The following is a 20160-nucleotide window of genomic DNA, read 5'->3' on the forward strand; positions in this document are numbered from 1 at the left end:
CGCATGAAAGCCCCCTCCGCCCAGCCCGACCATTTCGTGCACGACCGCCTGCCTGCACCCGAGGCCTGGCCCACACTGCGCTACGACCTGCCCGAACTGCAGATCGCCCAACAGGCCAACCTGGTGCAGGCGCTGTTCGACCAGGCCGAACGTGCGGGCCACATCGACCGCCCCCTGTTGCGCGGCCCGCACCGCACGTATACCTACCGCGACGCCCGCACCGAGGTCGCGCGCATTGCCGAGGTACTGACGCAGGACCACGGCCTCGTGCCCGGCAACCGCGTGCTGCTGCGCGGAGGCAACACGGTGGAGATGGCGCTGGCCTGGCTGGGTACCGTCTACGCGGGGCTGGTGGCGGTGGCCACCATGCCGCTGCTGCGCGCGGTGGAGCTGGGCAGCATCATCGACCGTGCCCAGCCCACGCTGGCACTGTGCGACGGCCGCCTGCTGGCCGAGCTGCGGGCCGCGCAGACGCAGCACCCCGTGCTCGCCACCATCTTGCCCTTCCACACAGCGCCGGATGCAGCCGACCTGCTGCAGCGCGCGCAGGGCAAGCCCGGCACCACGCCGCCCTGCCCCACGTCGGCGGACGACATCGCGCTGATGGCGTTCACCTCGGGCACCACAGGTTCCCCCAAGGCGGCCGTGCACACGCACCGCGATGTGCTGGCAGGCTGCGAGGCCTGGCCGCGCCATGTACTCAAGGCCACGCCCGATGACATCGTGGCGGGCTCGCCGCCCCTGGCGTTCACCTTTGGCCTGGGCGGCTTGCTGGTGTTTCCGATGTGGGCCGGGGCCAGCGTGTACTTTCCGGACCAGCCCTATACGCCCGAAACCATGGTGCGGCTGATGCGCGATGCGGGCGTGACCATCTGCTACACCGCCCCCACCTCCTACCGGCAGATGGCACCCTTTGCCAAGCAGATCGGCCTGCCCCAGCTGCGCACCAGCGTGAGCGCGGGCGAAGGCCTGCCCGACGCGACGCGCCAGCTGTGGAAGGAGGCGACCGGTCTGGACATGACGGACGGTATCGGCGCCACGGAGATGTTCCACATCTTCATTTCCTCGCCCGGCGGTGAGAGCCGGCGCGGCGCCATCGGCAAGGTGGTGCCCGGCTACATCGCCAAGGTGGTGGACGACGATGGCAATGAGCTGCCACGCGGCACCGTGGGCAAGCTCGCGGTGATCGGCCCCACGGGCTGCAAGTACCTCGACGACCCGCGCCAGGCCAAGTACGTGAAGGATGGCTGGAACTACCCCGGCGATGCGTTCACGCAAGACGCGGACGGCTACTTCTTCTACCAGGCGCGCGACGATGACATGATCATCACCGCCGGCTACAACGTGGGCGGCCCCGAGGTGGAAGACGCCCTGCTGCGCCACCCGGCCGTGGCCGAGTGCGGGGTGATCGGCGTGCCCGACGAAGAGCGCGGCATGGTGGTCAAGGCCATCTGCGTGCTCAAGACCGGCCACACCGGCGACGCCGCCATGGTCAAGACCCTGCAGGACCACGTGAAGGCCACCATCGCCCCGTTCAAATACCCACGCGTGGTGGAGTTCGTCACGGCCCTGCCACGCACCGAAACCGGCAAGCTGCAGCGTTTCAAGCTGCGCCAGGGTGCGGCCGCATCACCCTCCGCCACATCGCCCACTTCCACAAAAACAACATGACGATGAAAAACACCCTTTTGCAGCCCGAAGGCTGGGTCACCCCCAAGGGCTACGCCAACGGCGTGGCCGCGCGCGGCACCATGGTCTTCACCGGCGGCCAGATCGGCTGGAACGCGCAGCAACAGTTTGAGAGCGACGATTTCATCGACCAGACGAGGCAGACGCTGTTGAATGTGCGGGCGGTGCTGGAGGCTGGGGGCGCAGGCCCCGAGCATCTGGTGAGGCTGACCTGGTACGTGACCGACCGCAACGAATACAACAGCCGCCTGAAGGAGCTGGGCGCGGTCTACCGCGAGGTGCTGGGCAAGAACTTTCCGGCCATGGCCTGCGTGCAGGTGGCGGGGCTCATGGAAGAGCGCGCGAAGATCGAGATTGAAGCAACCGCTGTAATCCCGGACCGAGCTTTTCCAGCCACCGCTGCAGCGCTTGCCCATACAGAATGAACGCCAGCGCCGCCCCAATCAACGGCAGCGCGGCAAACACCCAGCCCGTGAGCAGCTCGCCCCCCAGCGCCACGCCCACCAGCAAAGCCACCGCAGGGTTCACAAACGAATAGCTGCCCGCCAGCGCGGCCGACGTGTTCTGCAGCAGCCACAGGTACGCATTGAGCGCTACCAAAGTGCCAAATACCAGCAGGTAGACCCACGCTGCCCACGACTTGGCAGTGACCTGGCCCAGGGCGCTCAACGGCTCAAACCACAACGCCACCACCAGCCCCATGGCGCCCCCCGCAAACCATTGCGCGGCCGATGCCATGGCGGGCGCAGGTAGCGACAGCTTGCGCGATGCATACGAGCCCACGCTCCAGCACAGCGGCGCACCAAAGGCCAGCAGCGCACCGAGCCAGGTGGCTGAAAAGTCGCCCTCCAGCGCCAGCAGCAGCGCACCCACCACGCCCAGCGCCAGGCCGATCCAGCTGGTGAACGGCACGCGCTCGCCGCCCCAGCGCGACCACAGCGCCAGCCACATCGGCATGGTGGTGACCACCGTGGCCATCAGGCCCGAGCCAATGCCCAGCTTTTGTGCAAAGCCCATCAGGTTCATGGCCAGAAACACCATGCAGCCGCCCACCACCGCCGAGTTGCGCCATTGCACCCACGTGGGCAATGCATGGCCTTGCCACAACGCAATCAGCAGCATCACCCCCCCTGCACACAGAAAGCGGATCGCATTCATCAGCAGCGGCGGCATGCTCTGCAGCGCAATACCAATGGCGAAATAGGTAGTGCCCCAGACGATGTAGACCAGGAGCAGTGCCATGGCCACCGCCCCTTTGCGCTGTGCATGGGCTTGCGCATTGAAAATTGCCGGCATATTCTTCACCTGACCGAATAATTTATGGAAACCGCGAGGTTTTCGGAATTTTTACCAAAATCGAGCGGCTATGCAAGCAAATATTCAGACAGATGACATGGACGCCAGAATTATTTCGGCGCTAGGCGCCGATGGCCGACGTTCCTATGCCGATGTGGGGGCCGAAGTGGGACTGTCCACCGCCGCCGTGCACGAGCGCGTGAAGAAGCTTCTGGACAAGGGCGTGATTCGCCGGTTTTCGATCAGCGTGGACCCGGAACGCGTGGGGCTGAACTTCACCGCGTTTGTGGCGATCCGCAACGATGGCGGCGCGCACTGCCGCGACATTGCGCCGCGCCTGCGCGGTATCCCCCAGGTGGAGGAGTTGCACAGCGTGGCTGGCGAGCACGACTTCCTGGCCAAGATCCGCACCACGCACGCGCGCGGGCTGGAGGACGTGCTTTACCAGATCAAGGCGATTCCCGGCGTGGCGCGCACCACGAGCACCGTGGTCCTGAACACCGAATTCGAGGACCGGCCGCTGGACCTGGGCTGGGTGAATGGCGACAAGGGAGGTTGACGCGCGGGGGCTGCCTCGGCTTGGTCGCGCGGCTGTTTACGCTGCCACCGGGGCGAGTTCAGCCGCAGCGGCAATAGCCGCCGGAACTGGCGCCAGCCGCTGCCCCAGCGCCATGTAGTAGCCCAGCGGGGGCGTGACCAGCCCCGGCACCTTGGCATGGTCGTCATAGCGGCGCAGGCGGATGGCCTCCTGCGCGAAGGGCTGGGCCGCAAACTGCATCGCCTCTTTGGGCGTGAAGGGCCCGCCCTGCAGCACCAGGCTGTGCTGCGATGCGGGCGACAGTGTCTCCCAGTACCCCGGCTCCATGGTGCACAGGTAGCGCTTGGCATCCACATGCAGGCGGATGGGCTCCAGCACCGCGTCGGGCAGTAGGCCCCGCAAGAACGGGATGGCCATGTACTGGTGCAGGTCGTCCTGCTCGGCCGTGTCGCCCCCCGGCGCCAGCAGGTGGCCCAGGTCGTGCAGCAGGGCCGCGACGACGGTGGCCGGGGTTTCACCCGATTTTTCGGCCCACTGTGCACACTGCAGCGCATGCTCCAGCTGGCTGACCGCCTCGCGGCCGTACTGGTTCACGCCCCGCGTGGCAAGCAGGTGGGTGATGTCTTCAAGGGTCAATGCCACGGTGTGCTCCTTGTCAGACCAGTGCCTTGCGGATGCGGGCCGACACCAGGTCGATAACACTCACCGTGACCACGATGATGAGCATGACCGCGCAGGTCTCGGCGTACTGGAAGCCCCGGATGATTTCCCACAGCACCACCCCAATGCCCCCGGCGCCCACCATGCCCACCACCGAAGCCGAACGCACGTTGGCTTCAAAGCGGTACAGCGTGTACGAGATCCACAGCGGCATGACCTGCGGGATCACGCCATAGATGATTTCGTGCAGTGCGCTCGCACCGGTGGAGCGGATGCCTTCCACGGGCTGCGGGTCAATCGCCTCCACGGCTTCGGAGAACAGCTTGGCCAGGGTGCCCGAGGTGTGGATCCACAGGGCCAGGACACCCGCAAAAGGCCCCAGGCCCACGGCCACCACAAACAGCATGGCAAACACCATTTCGTTGATGGCGCGGCACGCGTCCAGCACGCGGCGCACCGGCTGGTAGACCCACCAGGGCACGATGTTGGACGAGGCCAGCAGTGCCAGCGGCACGGCGGTGACCACCGCCAGCGCCGTGCCCCACAGCGCGATCTGCAGCGTGACCAGCATCTCCTGCACATAGATCCGCCACTGCGCAAAATTGGGCGGAAAGAACTCCGCCGCATAGCTGACCATGTTGCCCGAGTCGTTCCACAGATCGAACGGGCGCATGTCGGCGCCCTTCCAGGACGCCGCCAGCAACACCAGCAGGATGCCCCACGACAGGTACCAGGCCAGGCTGCGCTTGGGCGACGAGGTGCCGGCCAGTGTGGCCAGCGAGGGATTCAAAGCAGAGGACATGGAGACACCCGGGCCATAACAAGAAACCTACGGATTACTTCAACGACGCCAGCTGCTGGTCGATCTCGGCCAGGCGGGTCTTCTTGTCAGAATCAGCCAGCGTCGCGTCGGCCTCGATCTTGTTGCGCTTGCCGAACAGGTCCAGCTGGCGGATGGGGGTGAGCTGTGCGTTCGTTGATGGCTTGAAGCCCGAGAGCTTGGAGATCTTCATCACGATCTCCTTCTCGCGCGCATCGGTCTTGGCGTAGTTGTAGAAGAAGTCGCGGATCTTGGTCTTGGTGGCCTCGGGCAAGTCCTTGCGCATCACCAGCGGGTCCAGCGGAATCAGGGGCGAGGTCCAGACGATCTTGATGTCCTTGAACTTCTCGGGCTGGCGCTCCTTGATCTTTTCCAGGTTCTCGCTGTTGTTGGTGGCCACATCCACCTGCTTGTTGGCCACGGCCAGCGCGTTGGTCTCGTGGTTGGCACTGCGCGTGATCTTGAAGTGCGTCTTCGCGTCGATCTTGTTCTGTGCAAAGGCGTAGTAGCCGGGCACCAGGAAGCCCGAGGTGGAGTTGGGGTCGCCGTTGCCAAAGCTCAGCGACTTGCCGTTCTTGAGCACGTCATCCAGGGTGGCCAGGGGGCTGTCCTTGTGCACGATGAGGTGCGAGTAGTAGCCCTGGGTGCCGTCTGCGTTCACCATCTGCGCAAAGACTTCGCCGTTGGCGCGGTCCACGGCTTCCATGGCCGACTTGTTGCCCAGCCAGGCCACCTGCATCTTGTTGAAGCGCATGGCTTCGATGAGGCCTGCGTAGTCGGATGCAAAGAAGGCATTGATCTTCAGACCGGTCTGCTTGGCCATGTCATCCAGCAGGGGCTGCCAGTCTGCCTTGAGGTTTTGCGAGGCCTCGGTCGAGATCATGCCGAAGTTGATGTCCTGGGCCCACGCGCCCGTGGTCAAACCCAGCCCGATCGTCAGGGCGGCACACAGTTTCTTGAACATGTTGAAAACTCCAGAGAAAGGAATTGAAAAGAAACAAAAGGCCGTTCAGGCGGCCTGGACCATGGCGGGCGCCCACTGTGGGACGGGTGTTGGGGCGTGCACGGGTGCTGTGGGGGCACCCGCTGCATCCGACAGAATTTCGTCGGCGTGCACCACCTGACCGTGGTGCAAGGCCACCACGCGGGGGCAGTATTTGATGGCCACATCTACCTGGTGCAGCGACACGATGACAGTGCAGCGGTCCTCGCGGTTGATGCGGGCCAGGATGTCCATGACCTTGCGCGAGGATTCGGGGTCCAGCGAGGCGATGGGCTCGTCGGCCAGCACCACCTTGGCGCCCTGCACCAGCGTGCGGGCAATGGCCGCGCGCTGCTGCTGCCCGCCGGACAGGGTGGAAGCACGTTGTGCATGGCATTCGGCAATGCCCACGCGGTGGAGCGCTTCCAGCGCCAGCGCGCGCTCCTGCGGCTTGAACATGCGCAGCCAGCCGCGCCACCAGGGCGTGCGGTGCAGCAGGCCCACCAGCACGTTCATCAACACCGGCAAGCGGTCCACCAGGTTGAACTGCTGGAACACAAAGCCCACCTGCGAACGCACCTTGCGGATGTCGCTGTGGATGCGCCCGCCCTGCTGCACGCAGCGACCATCCACCTCGATCAGCGAATCGCTGGCCGCATCGGCTACCACCAGGCCCGCCACGTGGCGCAGCAGGGTGGACTTGCCCGAGCCCGAGGCACCAATCAGCGCCACCATCTCGCCGCGCTGCACGGTGAGGTTGATGTCGCGCAGGGCGCGTTTGCCGTTGGCGAAGTGCTTGTTCAGTTGGTGGATGTGCAGTGCGGCAGTCATGGCAGCCTCCTGAGGGTTAAGTCGTCTAGACAACCGGAGTGTGGTTGTCGGGCGTGACAGTGCTTTGACAGTTGGGAGAAGTTTGGATGTCAGGAAACGACCTGCACGCGCTCTACAGGACGCGCTGCCCTTCGCGCCACACCCCACGCACCACGGCCTGGCGGCCGCCATCGGGCAGCTCGGCCATGTGCACCTGCACCAGGTCGGCGCGCAGGCCGGGCGCCAGCGCGCCCCGGTCCAGCATGCCCGCCGCCTTGGCCGGGTTGTGGGTGACGGTGGCCACAGCCTGTGGTAAAGGCAGGATGTCGTCCTGCACCAGCCGCATCACCGCGCTCAGCAGACTGCCGGGCACATAGTCGGACGAGAGGATGTCCAAGAGCCCCCTGCGCGCCAGGTCGGCCGCCGCCACGTTGCCCGAATGCGAACCACCGCGCACCACGTTGGGCCCGCCCATCACGGTGAGCAAGCCACGTTCGTGCGCGGCCTGGGCTGCGGCCAGTGTGGTCGGGAACTCCGACATCGCGGCCCCTTCGGCATGGGCCTGCTCCACATGGGCCACCGTGGTGTCGTCGTGGCTGGCCAGCGAGATGCCGTGCGTGCGGCAGTAATCCACGAAGTACGCACGGTGTGGCTCGGCGTACTGCGCCTGCAGCGTGGCAGCGTGCGCCACCTGGCGCTCGAATTTCTCGGCGCTCCAGCCCTTCTTGCCGGTGTAGTAGGTGCGCGCCTGCTCGATGTTCTCCCACTGGCGCTGACCTGGGGTGTGGTCCATCAGTGAGATCAACGACAGGCGCGGGTGCCCGTGGAACGGCTCGAACAGGTCGATGGTGTTGGGCGCAGGCAGCTCGCAGCGCACATGCAGGTGGTGGTCGGCCCGCAGCAGGTTGCGCTCGGTGCAGGTGTCGATGGTGTCGAGCACGCGGTTCCAGGCGCTGCCGCGCAGGCTGTCCACATCGGCCTCGCCCACGCCCAGCGCATCCAGCACCGTGGTGATGCCTGCGGCCGCAATCTCGGCGTCGTGCGCCAGCAGTGCGGGCATCTCGGCCCATTGCACCTTGGGTCGCGGCATCAGGTGGCGCTCGAAGTTGTCGGTGTGGATTTCGACCAAGCCCGGCAGCAGGTAGTCGCCCCCCAGGTCGATGCCTTGCAGGGCCGCAGTGCCCCCACTATCCAGCGACGCAATGCGCCCGCCATCCACCTGCAGGCTGCCCAACACCACTTCGCCCGACAGCACCATGCGGGCGTTCTTGAACACGGTCGCGGTCATGCCGATACTCCCCGAAAGTCGCCCACATTCACCCGGCGTGTGGCCACGGCGGCGCCCACCTGCGCGTCGTGAAAGATGCCCACCAGGGCCGCGCCGCGCGCTACGGCCTCGCGGATCATGGCGATCACGGTCTCGGTGTTGGCTGCATCGAGCGATGCGGTGGGCTCGTCCAGCAACAGCAGGGGTTTGGGCTTGATCATGTTGCGGGCAATGTTGATGCGCTGCTGCTCCCCGCCCGAGAAGGTGGCGGGTGGAAGGTGCCACAGCCGCTCGGGGATGCGCAGGCGGGTCAGCCACTGCCGGGCGGTCTCGCGTGCGGCCTCGATGCCCGCTGGGTCGTCGCCGGCGTCTTCCGCCAGTGGCTCGGCCACCACGTCCAGCGCCGACACGCGCGGGATGACCCGGAGGAACTGGCTCACATAGCCCACGGTGTCGCGCCGCAGCTGCACCAGCGCACGCGGCGTGGCCTGCGTCACATCCACCACTGCGCCATCGGCCGAGCGCACGGTGATGCTCCCTGCATTGACCCGGTAGTTGGCGTAGATCATCTTGAGCAGCGTGCTCTTGCCCATGCCCGAGGGGCCGTCCAGCACCACACATTCACCGGGCTGCACCGCCAGGTCCACCTGGGCGAGCACGGGCAGTTCGATGCCGTTCTGGTGGTGCAGGGTGAAGCGCTTGGCCACCCCTTGCATCTGGAGAATGGGCGCAATGGAAGGGGGCTGGTTCATGGCTGCAGTACCGAAGAAACGAGGAGCTGGGTGTAAGGGTGTTGCGGGTCGTCGAGCACCTGGTCGGTCAGGCCGGCCTCCACCACGCGGCCGCGCTGCATGACCACCATGCGGTGGGCCAGCAGGCGTGCCACGGCCAGGTCGTGCGTGACCACAATGGCCGCCAACTGCATCTGCCGCGTGAGCTGGCGCAGCAGGTCCAGCAGGCGCGCCTGCACTGATACATCGAGGCCCGAGGTGGGTTCGTCCATGAACACCAGGCGGGGCTGCGTGACCAGGTTGCGCGCAATCTGCAGGCGCTGGCGCATGCCGCCCGAAAACGTGCGTGGTGCGTCGTCGATGCGCGCCGCGTCGATCTCCACACGCTGCAGCCATTCGGTGGCCGTGGCGCGCAGGCGGCCATAGTGGCGCTCGCCCAGGCCCATCAGGCGCTCGCCCACGTTGGCACCGGCGGACACATCCATGCGCAGGCCGTCTGCCGCGTTCTGGTGCACAAAGCCCCAGTCGGTGCGGGCCAGCAGACGCTGCTGCGCTTCGGTCATGGCGTAGATGTCTTGCAGCTCTCCGCTGCGCTGGCGGAACTGCACCGTGCCTTCGTCCGGGGCGCTGCGTGCTGCAATGGCGTTGAGCAGCGTGGACTTGCCGGAGCCCGACTCCCCCACCACGGCGAGCACCTCGCCGGGCCACAGGTCAAAGGACGCGCCGTGCAGCGCCACGCGGTCACCATAGCGCTTGCTGACGTTGCGCACGCTCAGCAGCGGCGCAGAAGGTTCGGGGTGATTCATGTGAGGGTCTCGACAACAAAGCTCAGGCCATGCTGCGCAAAGCCCAAGGATTCATAGAAGGCATGCGCGCCCTTGCGGCGGGCGTTGGACGAGAGCGCGAGCTTGTAGCAGCCCGCGTCGCGCGCCTGCTGCATGGCGTGGGCCATCATCTGGCGGCCAATGCCTCGGCCCTGCTGGTCCTGTGCCACCACCACGTCTTCGACGATGGCCGAGGGCGTGCCCCGGTGCGCCAGGTTGTGCATGACGAGCAGCGCATAGGTGCCCACCACGGCGCCGTGCTGCGCGGGGTCACAGGCCACCCACAGGCGGTAGCTGGGGTAGCGGGCGAACTGGGCCCACACGGCCTGGGCTTCTTCCAGGGTCAGCACGTCGACCGGGCTGTCTTCAATGGCGGCATACAGCGCCAGCACGCTCTCCAGGTCTGCCTGCCGGGCTTCGCGGAGGTGCACGGTGCTCATGCGGCGCCGCCTTCCACCCGCGCCGTTTCGGCCTGCTGCGCCTGGCGCTCCTGGCAGTAGTCCGAATCGGAACAGACATGCATGCGCCCGCCCTGGTCGTCGGTGATGACCTCGTCCAGAAAGCTGTCGGTGGCGCCACACAGCGCGCAGGCAGCATCCCAGCGCTGCACCTCGAACGGGTGGTCCTCAAAACCCAGGCTCTCCACCGGCGTATAGGGCGGCACGGCATAGATGCGCTTTTCGCGGCCCGCGCCAAACAGCTGCAGCGCGGGGTTCATGTGCATCTTGGGGTTGTCGAACTTGGGGATGGGCGACGGCGCCATCACATAGCGGCCGTTGACCAGCACGGGGTAGTCGTAGGTGGTGGCAATGTGGCCGTAGCGCGCGATGTCTTCGTAGAGCTTGACGTGCATGAGCCCGTACTCGGCCAGGCCATGCAGAGTGCGCGTTTCGGTCTCCCGCGGCTCCAGGCGCTGCATGGGCTCGGGCACTGGCACTTGGTAGACGATGACCTGGCCCTCGGCCAGCGGTGTCTCGGGGATGCGGTGGCGCGTCTGGATCAGCGTGGCCGCGCGTGTGCGGGTGGTGGTCTCCACGGCCGTGGTGCGCTCGAAGAAGCGGCGGATGTTGACCGCGTTGACCGTGTCATCCGATCCCTGGTCGATGACCTTGAGGCAGTCCTGCGGGCCGATGATGGAAGCGGTGACCTGGATGCCGCCCGTGCCCCAGCCATAGGGCAGCGGCATTTCGCGGGAGCCAAACGGCACCTGGTAGCCGGGGATGGCCACGGCCTTGAGGATGGCGCGGCGGATCATGCGCTTGGTGCGCTCGTCCAGGTAGGCAAAGTTGAAGTGGCCGTCCACCGGTGCGGCGTCGGCGGGCAAGCCCATCACGGCGGGTTCCATGGGCGCGCTCATGCGGCATCCTCCTCGGCGGGGGTGGTGGGGTGGGCGGCAGCGGCGCGCATCTTGCGCACCAGCTCCAGTTCGGACTGAAAGTCCACGTAGTGGGGCAACTTCAGGTGCTGCACGAAGCCAGACGCCTCCAGGCTGTCGCTGTGGCCCAGCACAAATTCCTGCATCTGCGCGGGCGACTCCACCGGTTCACCCAGCTCATCGGCACGGAGGGCTCGGTCCACCAAGCTCATGGCCATCGCCTTGCGCTCGCTGTGGCCAAAAGCCAGACCGTAGCCGCGCGTGAACTGCGGGGGCTGGCTCTTGCTGCCCGCAAACTGGTTCACCATTTCGCATTCGGTGATCTCGATGTCACCGATCTCGATGGCAAAGCCCAGCTCTTCGGGTACGACCTCCACCGCTACCGTGCCCAGGCGCACCTCACCCACAAACGGGTGCGAGTGCGAATAGCCGCGCTGCGTGGAATACGCCATGGCGAGCAAGAAGCCCTCGTCCCCGCGCGCCAGGTTTTGCAGGCGCGTGGCGCGGTTGGCAGGGAAGCGCAGTGGCTCGCGGGTCAGGTCCGTGGGCGCCGGGTCGCCCGGGGGCACGGGGCGGGTTTCGATCAAGCCTTCCTGGTTGAGCAGGTCCACCACGCGCGGGGTGGGGCCGGGTGGCACAACCGCTGCCGCAGCGGCAGGTGACGTCACCGTGACTTCTGCCAGCAGCTTGAAGTCGAGCAGGCGCTGCGTGTAGTCGTAGGTGGGGCCCAGCACCTGCCCGCCGGGCAGGTCCTTGAAGGTGGCGGAGATGCGCCGGTCTAGCACCATGCGGCTGGTGTCCAACGGGCAGGTGGTGCCCAGGCGCGGCAGCGTGGCGCGGTAGGCGCGCAGCAAAAAGATGGCTTCCACCAGGTCGCCTGCTGCCTGCTTGATGGCCAGGGCCGCAAGCTCGGGGTCGTACACCGATCCCTCGGTCATGACGCGGTCCACCGCCAGCTTGAGCTGCTGGCGGATCTGCGCTACCGAGAGTTCGGGTTGTGCGGTATCGCCACGGCGCTGGCGGGCCAGCAACTGGTAGCTGTTGAGAATGGCGGCTTCTCCGCCCTTGACGGCTACGTACATGCTCAGGCCTCCTGAAGTGCAGTGGCACCGCGCGCTGCCCGCGTGGTACGTGGCAGGCCCACGATGTGGTCTGGAGTGGCCAGCAGCAGATCCACACCGCGTGGAAACACTGCGTGGTTGGCTGCCCAGTGAGTCTCGAAGTCCTCGGGCAAACCATCCACCTGCAAAGCCGCCATCTCCTGAATTCCCGGTCCGCGCAATTGCCACGCATTGATGGCGTCCGCCTTGGTGGCGGTGGCGCGCGGTACATCGACCACGCAGGTGGCCGATTGGTCCGGGTAGACGTCGGTGCCCAAGGCCAGGCTGCCGAGCGCTGGCCATTCGTCGCCCTGCGCCACCCACACAAAGCGGGCCTGCACCGGATCGGTCACCACAGTGCAGCCTGTGTGAAAGCGCAGCCAGGCACCGGCATCGCTGTTTGCCAGCCTGGGCGAGAGCCACAACGTGCAGTCGCTGTCGAGCAGCGCCAGCAGCACGGCAGCCGATGCGGCATGCCCCACGGCAGGAGCTTGCGCGTCGTGTTCTACCGCCACCGTGCGGCCGGGGTGCGACAGCGCCTGCAGCACGGCGCGGAACACCGCCTGGCTGCCAAAGGCTTCGTTCGAGAATCCGGCACCCAGCGATGCCAAGGAGTTCGTGCTCATTCGGTGTCCTCGTCGTTGTCGCAACCGCTCTCGCGCGCCACGGTAAAGAAGTCCACCTTGGTGCTGGCGGCCCGCGCCTGGCGCTCGGCCTGGGTGTTGCGCAGGTGGTTGCGGATGGGTTCGAGCAGTTGTGCGTCCAGCACCGGTTGCTGAACAGGGTCTTGCAGCAGCGCATCGGCCAAGGCCGCCAGCTGCACCTGGCGGTGCGAGCGGCCCAGCACGTAGGCCACGCCCACAGTGGCCTCGGCGGCGTCCGATGCGTCGGCCACGCGCAGCGCACAGCGGGTGACGGTGACCTCACCCAGGTTGAAGCGCTCGCCCGTGCCACCGGCGCGGCCCTGCACCATCATCAGGCCGGTCTCTGGTGCACGCAGCCAGCGCGCGGGGCGCGTGGCATGCTCGTGCAACGCAGATTCGAGCAGCCCCAGCGGCGCCCGGGCCAGCAGCGCCATCCACTGCGCGCGGCCCAGGGGGCGGCCCGGTCCCGGGTTGTCAAAGGCTTGAAACATGGAAGTGGTACCCTGAAAGTTGTATAGACAAATTGAACAACTGGCGCCAGCTTAAAGAGCGCGCATGTAGGTTTCATGACAGCCAGCACCACCTCTCTCACGACCCCGCTACAGGTCCCGCAAGCACCACCACTGCGCCCTGCGCGCGACAGCTTCTGGACGCGCATAGCCGCCGAGCTGGCCGAGGCCATCGGCAGCGGCGTTTATCCGCCGGGCCAGCGACTGCCCTCGGAGCACGCGCTGGCCGAGCAGTTCGGCGTGAACCGCCACACCATCCGCCGTTCGCTCGCCAGCCTGTGCAGCCAGGGGCTGGTGCGCATCACGCAGGGCAGCGGCACCTATGTGGAAGACTTTGCGGTGGACCTGGTGCTGGGCAAGCGCACGCGCCACCAGCAGGGCCTGGCACAGGCCGGTCTGCGCGGCAGCCTGGTGGTGCTGCAGGCCCAGACCACGCGCGCCACGGCGGCGCTGGCCAAGGCGCTGCAGGTGCCTGCACGCAGCCCGCTGCTGGCGCTGCGCGTGCGGGGCGACGCCGAGGGCCAGCCCCTGCACATCAGCGAGCGCTACTTTCCCCTGCCCCGCTTCGAAAACCTGGCGGCCGTGGTGCGCGAAACGGGCTCCATCACCGCAGGCTTCACCGCCCACGGCGTGGCCGACTACACGCGCCGCGAAAGCCGCATCACCGCCGAGCTGCCGAGCGCCGAAGTGGCCGCCCAGTTGCGCCAGCCCACGTCACGCCCCGTGCTGCAGGTAGAGAGCCTGAACGTGGACCTGGCAGGCACGCCCATCGAATGGGCGCGCGCCTGGTTTGCGGGCGACCGCGTGAAACTTACCATTGACCACGATGAACACGCCTGACATGCCACCCACCCACCACCGCTATGCGGTCTATTTCGCACCCAACCCGGGCAGCCTGGGCTGGCTGGCCGGCAGCCACTGGCTGGGGCGCTGCGCTGCGCTGCTGCAGCCGCTGCAGCAGCTCGCCATCGACGGCGTGGCGGCGGACGACCTGCACCGCCTGACCGCAGCGCCCCGCCGCTACGGCTGGCACGCCACGCTCAAGGCGCCGTTTGCACTGGCGCCCGGCACCGACTGGATCACGCTGCACCAGGCCGTGCAATCCGTGGCGCGCGGGCTGCAACCCTTTGTGCTGCCGCCCCTGCAGGTGCAACGCATCGACGACTTTCTGGCGCTGGTGCCCCCGGCGTTGCACCCCGCCAATGCGCAGATCCAGGAGACCGCCGCCACCTGCGTGACGGCGCTGCAGCCCTGGGCCGCACCCTTGTCCGACGCCGACCTCGCCCGGCGCCGCGCGGCGGGGCTCACTGCCCGGCAGGACGCGCTGCTGCAGCAATGGGGCTACCCGTTTGTGTTGGACGAGTTCCGCTTTCACCTGTCGCTCACCGGCAGCTTGGCGCAGGTGGACCCGCCAACACAGGCCTTGGTGTTCGAGGCCGCGCAGGAGTTCTTCTCGGACCTTCCCATCCTGAAGTTCAACAGCCTGGCCTTGTTCGCAGAGCCCACACCCGGCGCCGACTTTGTGCTGCTGGATCACCTGGAGATGGGCGCATGACCGCGGGCCGGCTGGTCTACTGCATGGGCCCCTCGGGCGCGGGCAAAGACAGCCTGCTGGACTGGTTGCGGGCACACCTGCCCACCCCGTGCCCCGTGCACTGGGCGCAGCGCACCATCAGCCGCTCCGCCATGCCGGGCGGCGAAGCCCATGAAAGTGTTTCGCCCGAAACGTTTGTTGCTTTGCGCCACGAACTGGCCTTTGCCCTGCACTGGGAAGCCAACAGCCTGGGCTACGGCGTGCGGCATGCACAACTGGCGCCGCTGGCCCAAGGCCACTGGGTGCTGCTCAATGGCTCGCGCGCCTACTTGCCTGAGGCCCTGGCGCGCTTCCCGGACCTCGTAGCGGTGCACATCACCGCCAGCCCCCAGGTGCTGCGCGAGCGAATACTGTCGCGGGGCCGCGAGAGTCCTGAGCAGGTGGAGGCCCGCGTGCAACGGGCCATGGCCTACACACCGCCCCCAGGCACTGTCAGCCTAGAGGTACACAACGACGACGCGCTGGGCAATGCAGGCCAGCGACTACTGAACGCGCTGGAGCAGTTGCCGGGCTGGCCCCTGCACAGTGGCAAACTTTCACGCCAACAACCTGCCTATTCGTAACCCTTTCCATCCCGTCAGCCATCCACAGCACCCACCATGACTGCCATCACCGTCTATCACAACCCCAAATGCGGCACGTCCCGCAACACGCTGGCCATGATCCGAAACAGCGGCGTGGAGCCCGAGGTCATTGAGTACCTCAAGACCCCGCCCGACCGTGCCACGCTGGTGGCGCTGATTGCTGCCACGGGCGAGCCGGTGATCAACGCCGTGCGCACCAAGGAAGCGATCTTCACCGAGCTGCAACTGGACGCACCGAGCGTCACCGACGCACAGCTCATCGACGCGATGCTGCAGCACCCCATCCTCATCAACCGCCCCATCGTGGTCACGCCCCTGGGCACGCGGCTGTGCCGCCCGTCCGAGCAAGTGCTGGACATCCTCCCCGCCCCACAGCAAGGCGCTTTCACCAAGGAAGATGGCGAAGTCGTCATCAACACCCAGGGCCAGCGTGTCTGAGGCGGTTGCAAACTCCCATGCCGTAGCGCACCGCGCAGGATGAGTGCCGCGTCACAAAGCTGGACCGTGGCGCGCCTGGGCACGGCCCAGACCCTGGCATGGGCCTCCTCCTACTACCTGCCCGCCATGCTGGCCGCGCCCATGGCGCGCGACCTGNGGCCACGCCCACGGTGTTCGCAGCGTTTTCGTTGGCGCTCATCGTGTCGGCGCTGCTCGGGCCCTTCGCAGGCCGCGCCATCGACCGCCATGGTGGCCGCCCGGTGCTGGTGGGCACCAACCTGTTGTTTGCAGCTGCTCTGGCGGGCATGGCCCTGGCGCAAGGCCCGGTGGGCCTGTTTGCTGCGTGGGTGCTGATGGGCGTGGCCATGGGGTCGGGCCTGTACGAGGCGGCGTTTGCCACGCTGGTGCGGCTGTACGGCCAGAGCGCGCGCAGCGCCATCACCGGCATCACGCTGATCGCGGGGTTTGCCAGCACCGTGGGCTGGCCGCTGTCGGCCTGGATGGAGACGCAGTGGGGTTGGCGCGGAGCGTGTGCGGGCTGGGCCGCATTGCACTTGCTGGTGGGCGTTCCGCTCAATGGCTGGCTGCCACGCGCCGACGCCGCAGACAAGGCCCCCGAACCATCGACGGACGCCATCGCAGCGCCCACCACAGAACCGGCCGTATCCGCCCCGCTCACTCCAGCCCACCCGCTGCGCACCACCGTGCTGCTGTCCTTAGTGTTTGCGGTCACCTGGTTCACGAGCACCGCCATGGCAGCGCACCTTCCTCGCCTGCTGCAGGCCAGTGGCACATCGCTGCAGGCGGCAGTGGCACTGGCGGCGCTGGTGGGCCCGGCACAGGTGGCGGCGCGCCTGCTGGAGTTTGGTTTTCTGCGCCGCCTGCACCCGCTGCTGTCGGCCCAGCTGGCTGCCGCCGCACACCCCGTGGGGGCGGGCCTGCTGATGGTGCTGGGCGGGCCTGCGGCAGCGGTGTTCACCGTGCTGCACGGGGCAGGCAACGGGATACTGACCATTGCCAAGGGCACGCTGCCACTGGTGCTGTTTGGGCCAGCAGGCTACGGCGCGCGCCAGGGCCTGATGATGGTGCCCGCCCGCGTGGCGCAGGCTTTTGCACCGGTGCTGTTTGGCATGCTGCTGGACAGCGCCGGGGCAGCGGCCCTGTGGCTCACCACACTGCTGGGCCTGGCCGCGTTGGGAGCGCTGTGGCTGCTGCGTCCCGTGGCGCGGGCCTGAACGAGCTATCAATCCATCGGTCAGCCGCGCGGCACCTCAAACGCCTTCCGCGCCGCGAGCGCTGCGGGGCGCGAATGGCAGCCTTCCAGGTGGTCGTTGACAAGCCCCATCGCCTGCATGAAGGCGTACACCGTGGTCGGGCCCACAAAGCTCCAGCCGCGCTTTTTCAGGTCCTTGGACATGGCAATGGAAGCCGGCGATGTGGACAGGGTGCGCGCCACTTCGCGCGTGATGCGCTCGGGCCGGTCGGTGGCAGCGGGCTCATAGCGCCAGGCGTAGTGCGCCAGCGAACCAAACTCGCGCCGCAGCTCCAGCACACGGTGGGCATTGTTGATGGTGGACTCGATCTTGCCCCGGTGGCGCACGATGGCCGCGTCCTGCACCAGGCGCTCGATCTCGGCCGGGCCGAAGGCTGCCACCTGCTCGGCGTCGAAGTTCGCGAACGCGGCACGAAAGCCCTCGCGCTTGTTCAGGATGGTGAGCCAGCTCAGGCCCGATTGAAAACCCTCCAGGCAGATCTTCTCGAACAGCCTGCGGTCGTCGGCCACCGGAAAGCCCCACTCGGTGTCGTGGTAGTGGCGGTACAGCGGCGTGGACTGGCACCAGGTGCAGCGCGGGCAACCGGCCTCGTCAGCGAACAGGCCGTCGGCCAGCGCAGGTGGGCGAGCAGGATCGGGAGCGGTCAAAGGGGTCATGCGCGGCATTCTAGAAAGCGCAACAGCCAGGCTGCTGACAGGGCGAACGCAAAGGGTTCAATCTGCCCATAAACTGCGCTGCATGCGCCAGCCACCTTCCCGCCTGCGGGCCACTTTCAGCCTGATGTTTTGCCTGGTGCTGGCCGGCTGCGCCAGCACCACCGGTCCCTCCAACGCGCTGGGCTACTACTGGCAATCGCTGCGCGGGCACATGCAGATCATGCATGCCGCAGAACCGATTGACGAATGGGTGGCGCGCAAGGACATCTCGCCCGCCCTGCGCGAGCGGCTGCAGCTGGCGCAACGTGCGCGGGCTTTTGCGGTGGCGGAACTCGGCCTGCCCGACAACGCCAGCTACCGCCGCTATGCCGACCTGAAGCGCCCCGCCGCCGTGTGGAATGTGGTCGCCGCGCCGCCCTATTCGCTGACGCTGCACACCTGGTGCTTTCCGGTCACGGGCTGCATCGGCTACCGGGGCTATTTCACCGAGGCTGCGGCACAGGCCGAGGCCGCCGAACTGGCCGCGCAGGGCCTGGAGGTGGAGGTGTACGGCGTGCCCGCCTACTCCACGCTGGGCTACATGAACTGGGCGGGCGGCGACCCGCTGCTGTCCACCTTCATCGCCTGGCCCGAGGGTGACTTTGTGCGCCTGCTGTTCCACGAGCTGGCGCACCAGGTGGTCTATGCCAAGAACGACACCTTGTTCAACGAGTCCTTTGCCACGGCGGTGGAACGCATTGGCGTGGCGCGGTGGCTGGCCACGCAGTCCCCCCCCGCCGCGCGCGAGGCCTACGCCACCAGCGAAGCGCGGCGCAGCGCCTTCCGCATGCTCACCCGGGCCACGCGCACCCGCCTGGCGGCCATTTATGAGCAAAAGGAGCTTCAAGCGCTAGAGGATCATGCGCTGAATGCTATGAAAACGGAAGCAATGAAGGCTTTCCGAGACGACTATGCCGCACTGCGCGCACGCTGGCTGGACGCGCCCGGCGGGACGCCCCCCCGGGCCACCACTGCCCAGGTGGCAGGCTACGACCGCTGGGTGGCCCAAGCCAACAACGCCAGTTTTGCCGCCCAGGCCGCCTACGACGAACTGGTGCCCGCGTTCGAGGCCTTGTTTGAACGCGAGGGGCGCAACTGGCCCCGGTTTTATGATGCCGTACGACAACTGACGCAGCAGCCCCTGCCCGAGCGGCACGACACACTGCGCGCCCTTTTACCTGACCCCCAACACCTCAAGGAGACAGCCGGTGCCTGACATTCATATCCACCGCGAACACCACCTGGGCTTCAAGGAAGCCCGCAAGGTCGCCTTCTCCTGGGCCGAAAAGGCCGAAGAAAAATTCGACATGGAATGCACCTACGAAGAAGGGGACAAGGAAGACCTGCTCACCTTCACCCGCTCGGGCGTCAAGGGCACGCTGCTGGTGGATGCCCACCAGTTCGAGATGAAGGCACAGCTCGGTTTTCTGTTCGGCGCGTTCAAGGACCGCATCGAGGCCGAAATTGGCGAGCAGCTGGACGCCCTCCTCAACGCGCCCCACCCCGGCGCCAAGAAGCCCGCCGCAGACAAGAAGAAACATGCAGTAGAAGCGGATGCTGACAAGCCGGCCCCCAAGGCAGCGGCCAAGCCTGCCGCCAAGGCCAAGAAGGCCTAGCCACCGCCATGACATCCCCTGCGAACGGGACCGCCGCCCACAGCCCGGCGTTTGACACCCTCTCCACGCTGCTCCACACCCGCTACAGCTGCCGCGCTTTTCTGCCCGAGCCGTTGCCGCGCGGCACCATCGAAGCCATCTTGGCCACCGCGCAGCGCACAGCATCGTGGTGCAACGCGCAGCCCTGGCAGCTCACCATAGCCAGCGGCGCCACGCTGGAGCGCCTGCGCAGCGCACTGCAGTCGCACATGACCACCGCAGCCCCCAACCCCGACCTGCCCTGGCCCCGCGAATACCGGGGCGTGTACCAGGAACGGCGGCGCGAATGCGGCTGGGGCCTGTACGAAGCCCTGGGCATTGCCAAGGGTGACCGCGAAGCCTCGGCCCGCCAGGCGGCGCAGAACTTCACGATGTTCGGCGCACCGCATGTGGCCATCGTCACCAGCGACGAGGCACTGGGCATCTATGGTGCTGTGGACTGTGGCGCGTATGTGAGCAACTTCATGCTGGCCGCGCACAGTCTGGGCGTGGGCTCCATCGCACAGGCGGCGCTGGCGTCCTACCCCGGCGTGCTGCGCGAGGTGCTGGGCATTGGCAACGACCGCAGCATCGTCTGCGGCATCTCCTTTGGCATGGCGGACCCGGCCCACCCGGCCAACCATTTCCGCACCACACGCGCCGACTCCGCCAGCAGCGTGGTCTGGAGGGACTGAG

24 protein-coding genes and 1 pseudogene are annotated in these 20160 nt (G+C 67.0%); 11 read left to right on the forward strand and 14 right to left on the reverse strand.

From position 1 onward, the window contains the following. Positions 1–3 precede the first annotated feature (3 nt). Positions 4–1671, forward strand: a complete 1668-nt coding sequence (locus tag ACTJKQ_RS02250; protein ID WP_440595862.1) for an AMP-binding protein — start codon at positions 4–6, stop codon at positions 1669–1671. 2 nt (positions 1672–1673) lie between these two features. Continuing rightward, positions 1674–2114, forward strand: a complete 441-nt coding sequence (locus tag ACTJKQ_RS02255) for a RidA family protein (protein WP_440595863.1) — start codon at positions 1674–1676, stop codon at positions 2112–2114. Here the strand turns inward: ACTJKQ_RS02255 and ACTJKQ_RS02260 are convergent. After that, a complete protein-coding gene (locus ACTJKQ_RS02260; RefSeq protein WP_440595864.1) occupies positions 2017–2985 on the reverse strand; it encodes an EamA family transporter in 969 nt (322 codons plus the stop codon). The genes ACTJKQ_RS02255 and ACTJKQ_RS02260 overlap by 98 nt on opposite strands. Positions 2986–3082: 97 nt before the next feature. Here ACTJKQ_RS02260 and ACTJKQ_RS02265 point away from each other — a divergent pair, with 97 nt between their 5' ends. Then, complete coding sequence (locus tag ACTJKQ_RS02265) at positions 3083–3544, forward strand: Lrp/AsnC family transcriptional regulator (RefSeq protein ID WP_056059735.1); 462 nt, start codon at positions 3083–3085, stop codon at positions 3542–3544. A 36-nt stretch (positions 3545–3580) separates the two neighbouring features. Here ACTJKQ_RS02265 and ACTJKQ_RS02270 read toward each other — a convergent pair whose 3' ends face one another. The 12 genes from ACTJKQ_RS02270 to phnG all read right to left on the reverse strand — a co-directional run bounded on the left by ACTJKQ_RS02270 (position 3581) and on the right by phnG (position 13227). Then, positions 3581–4165, reverse strand: a complete 585-nt coding sequence (locus tag ACTJKQ_RS02270) for a phosphonate degradation HD-domain oxygenase (protein ID WP_440595865.1) — start codon at positions 4163–4165, stop codon at positions 3581–3583. Positions 4166–4178: 13 nt separating this feature from the next. Then, positions 4179–4985, reverse strand: a complete 807-nt coding sequence (gene phnE, locus ACTJKQ_RS02275; RefSeq protein WP_440595866.1) for a phosphonate ABC transporter, permease protein PhnE — start codon at positions 4983–4985, stop codon at positions 4179–4181. A 34-nt stretch (positions 4986–5019) separates the two neighbouring features. Beyond that, complete coding sequence (gene phnD / locus ACTJKQ_RS02280) at positions 5020–5967, reverse strand: phosphonate ABC transporter substrate-binding protein (RefSeq protein ID WP_440595867.1); 948 nt, start codon at positions 5965–5967, stop codon at positions 5020–5022. 45 nt (positions 5968–6012) lie between these two features. Next, positions 6013–6816, reverse strand: a complete 804-nt coding sequence (phnC, locus tag ACTJKQ_RS02285) for a phosphonate ABC transporter ATP-binding protein (protein ID WP_440595868.1) — start codon at positions 6814–6816, stop codon at positions 6013–6015. Positions 6817–6928: 112 nt separating this feature from the next. Next, positions 6929–8083 carry an alpha-D-ribose 1-methylphosphonate 5-triphosphate diphosphatase gene (locus tag ACTJKQ_RS02290; protein ID WP_440595869.1) on the reverse strand — a complete coding sequence of 385 codons (1155 nt, stop codon included), beginning with the start codon at positions 8081–8083 and terminating at the stop codon, positions 6929–6931. After that, positions 8080–8814 carry a phosphonate C-P lyase system protein PhnL gene (gene phnL / locus ACTJKQ_RS02295; RefSeq protein ID WP_440595870.1) on the reverse strand — a complete coding sequence of 245 codons (735 nt, stop codon included), beginning with the start codon at positions 8812–8814 and terminating at the stop codon, positions 8080–8082. Before phnL ends, ACTJKQ_RS02290 begins: the two co-directional genes overlap by 4 nt. After that, entirely contained in the window at positions 8811–9599 is a 789-nt protein-coding gene (gene phnK, locus ACTJKQ_RS02300; RefSeq protein WP_291442050.1) for a phosphonate C-P lyase system protein PhnK, read from the reverse strand. Before phnK ends, phnL begins: the two co-directional genes overlap by 4 nt. Then, a complete protein-coding gene (locus tag ACTJKQ_RS02305; protein WP_440595871.1) occupies positions 9596–10057 on the reverse strand; it encodes an N-acetyltransferase family protein in 462 nt (153 codons plus the stop codon). The genes phnK and ACTJKQ_RS02305 overlap by 4 nt, the downstream gene beginning before the upstream one ends. Continuing rightward, on the reverse strand, positions 10054–10974 hold the full coding sequence (locus ACTJKQ_RS02310; protein WP_440595872.1) for an alpha-D-ribose 1-methylphosphonate 5-phosphate C-P-lyase PhnJ: 921 nt from the start codon (positions 10972–10974) through the stop codon (positions 10054–10056). Before ACTJKQ_RS02310 ends, ACTJKQ_RS02305 begins: the two co-directional genes overlap by 4 nt. Then, a complete protein-coding gene (locus tag ACTJKQ_RS02315; RefSeq protein WP_440595873.1) occupies positions 10971–12074 on the reverse strand; it encodes a carbon-phosphorus lyase complex subunit PhnI in 1104 nt (367 codons plus the stop codon). The genes ACTJKQ_RS02310 and ACTJKQ_RS02315 overlap by 4 nt, the downstream gene beginning before the upstream one ends. Positions 12075–12076: 2 nt before the next feature. Next, positions 12077–12718 carry a phosphonate C-P lyase system protein PhnH gene (gene phnH, locus ACTJKQ_RS02320; protein WP_440595874.1) on the reverse strand — a complete coding sequence of 214 codons (642 nt, stop codon included), beginning with the start codon at positions 12716–12718 and terminating at the stop codon, positions 12077–12079. After that, complete coding sequence (gene phnG / locus ACTJKQ_RS02325) at positions 12715–13227, reverse strand: phosphonate C-P lyase system protein PhnG (RefSeq protein WP_440595875.1); 513 nt, start codon at positions 13225–13227, stop codon at positions 12715–12717. The genes phnH and phnG overlap by 4 nt, the downstream gene beginning before the upstream one ends. Positions 13228–13302: 75 nt before the next feature. Here phnG and phnF point away from each other — a divergent pair, with 75 nt between their 5' ends. The 5 genes and pseudogenes from phnF to ACTJKQ_RS02350 all read left to right on the forward strand — a co-directional run bounded on the left by phnF (position 13303) and on the right by ACTJKQ_RS02350 (position 17096). After that, positions 13303–14085, forward strand: a complete 783-nt coding sequence (gene phnF / locus ACTJKQ_RS02330) for a phosphonate metabolism transcriptional regulator PhnF (protein ID WP_008903098.1) — start codon at positions 13303–13305, stop codon at positions 14083–14085. Further along, positions 14072–14800: a DUF1045 domain-containing protein gene (locus ACTJKQ_RS02335; protein WP_440595876.1), complete on the forward strand. Its 729-nt coding sequence runs from the start codon at positions 14072–14074 to the stop codon at positions 14798–14800. The genes phnF and ACTJKQ_RS02335 overlap by 14 nt, the downstream gene beginning before the upstream one ends. Continuing rightward, positions 14797–15402, forward strand: a complete 606-nt coding sequence (gene phnN / locus ACTJKQ_RS02340) for a phosphonate metabolism protein/1,5-bisphosphokinase (PRPP-forming) PhnN (RefSeq protein ID WP_440595877.1) — start codon at positions 14797–14799, stop codon at positions 15400–15402. Before ACTJKQ_RS02335 ends, phnN begins: the two co-directional genes overlap by 4 nt. A gap of 36 nt (positions 15403–15438) precedes the next feature. Then, positions 15439–15861 (forward strand): arsenate reductase (glutaredoxin), encoded by a 423-nt coding sequence (gene arsC / locus ACTJKQ_RS02345; RefSeq protein ID WP_440595878.1) that lies wholly within the window; start codon positions 15439–15441, stop codon positions 15859–15861. Positions 15862–15900: 39 nt separating this feature from the next. Then, a pseudogene (locus ACTJKQ_RS02350) lies at positions 15901–17096 on the forward strand (MFS transporter). Between the two features lie 20 nt (positions 17097–17116). Here the strand turns inward: ACTJKQ_RS02350 and ACTJKQ_RS02355 are convergent. Next, positions 17117–17791, reverse strand: a complete 675-nt coding sequence (locus ACTJKQ_RS02355) for a DNA-3-methyladenine glycosylase I (protein WP_288852366.1) — start codon at positions 17789–17791, stop codon at positions 17117–17119. An 82-nt stretch (positions 17792–17873) separates the two neighbouring features. On the opposite strand from ACTJKQ_RS02355, the gene ACTJKQ_RS02360 reads away from it, so the two are divergent. From ACTJKQ_RS02360 to ACTJKQ_RS02370, 3 genes are read left to right on the forward strand one after another with little or no spacing between them, the layout of a single operon-like run. Beyond that, complete coding sequence (locus tag ACTJKQ_RS02360; RefSeq protein ID WP_440595879.1) at positions 17874–19046, forward strand: aminopeptidase; 1173 nt, start codon at positions 17874–17876, stop codon at positions 19044–19046. Then, positions 19039–19446 carry a polyhydroxyalkanoic acid system family protein gene (locus tag ACTJKQ_RS02365; RefSeq protein ID WP_260666066.1) on the forward strand — a complete coding sequence of 136 codons (408 nt, stop codon included), beginning with the start codon at positions 19039–19041 and terminating at the stop codon, positions 19444–19446. Before ACTJKQ_RS02360 ends, ACTJKQ_RS02365 begins: the two co-directional genes overlap by 8 nt. Positions 19447–19454: 8 nt before the next feature. Beyond that, positions 19455–20159 (forward strand): nitroreductase, encoded by a 705-nt coding sequence (locus ACTJKQ_RS02370; RefSeq protein WP_440595880.1) that lies wholly within the window; start codon positions 19455–19457, stop codon positions 20157–20159. Position 20160 lies beyond the last annotated feature (1 nt).

Source organism: Acidovorax sp. 22279, from assembly GCF_052045435.1.
Lineage (GTDB): Bacteria > Pseudomonadota > Gammaproteobacteria > Burkholderiales > Burkholderiaceae_C > Acidovorax > Acidovorax delafieldii.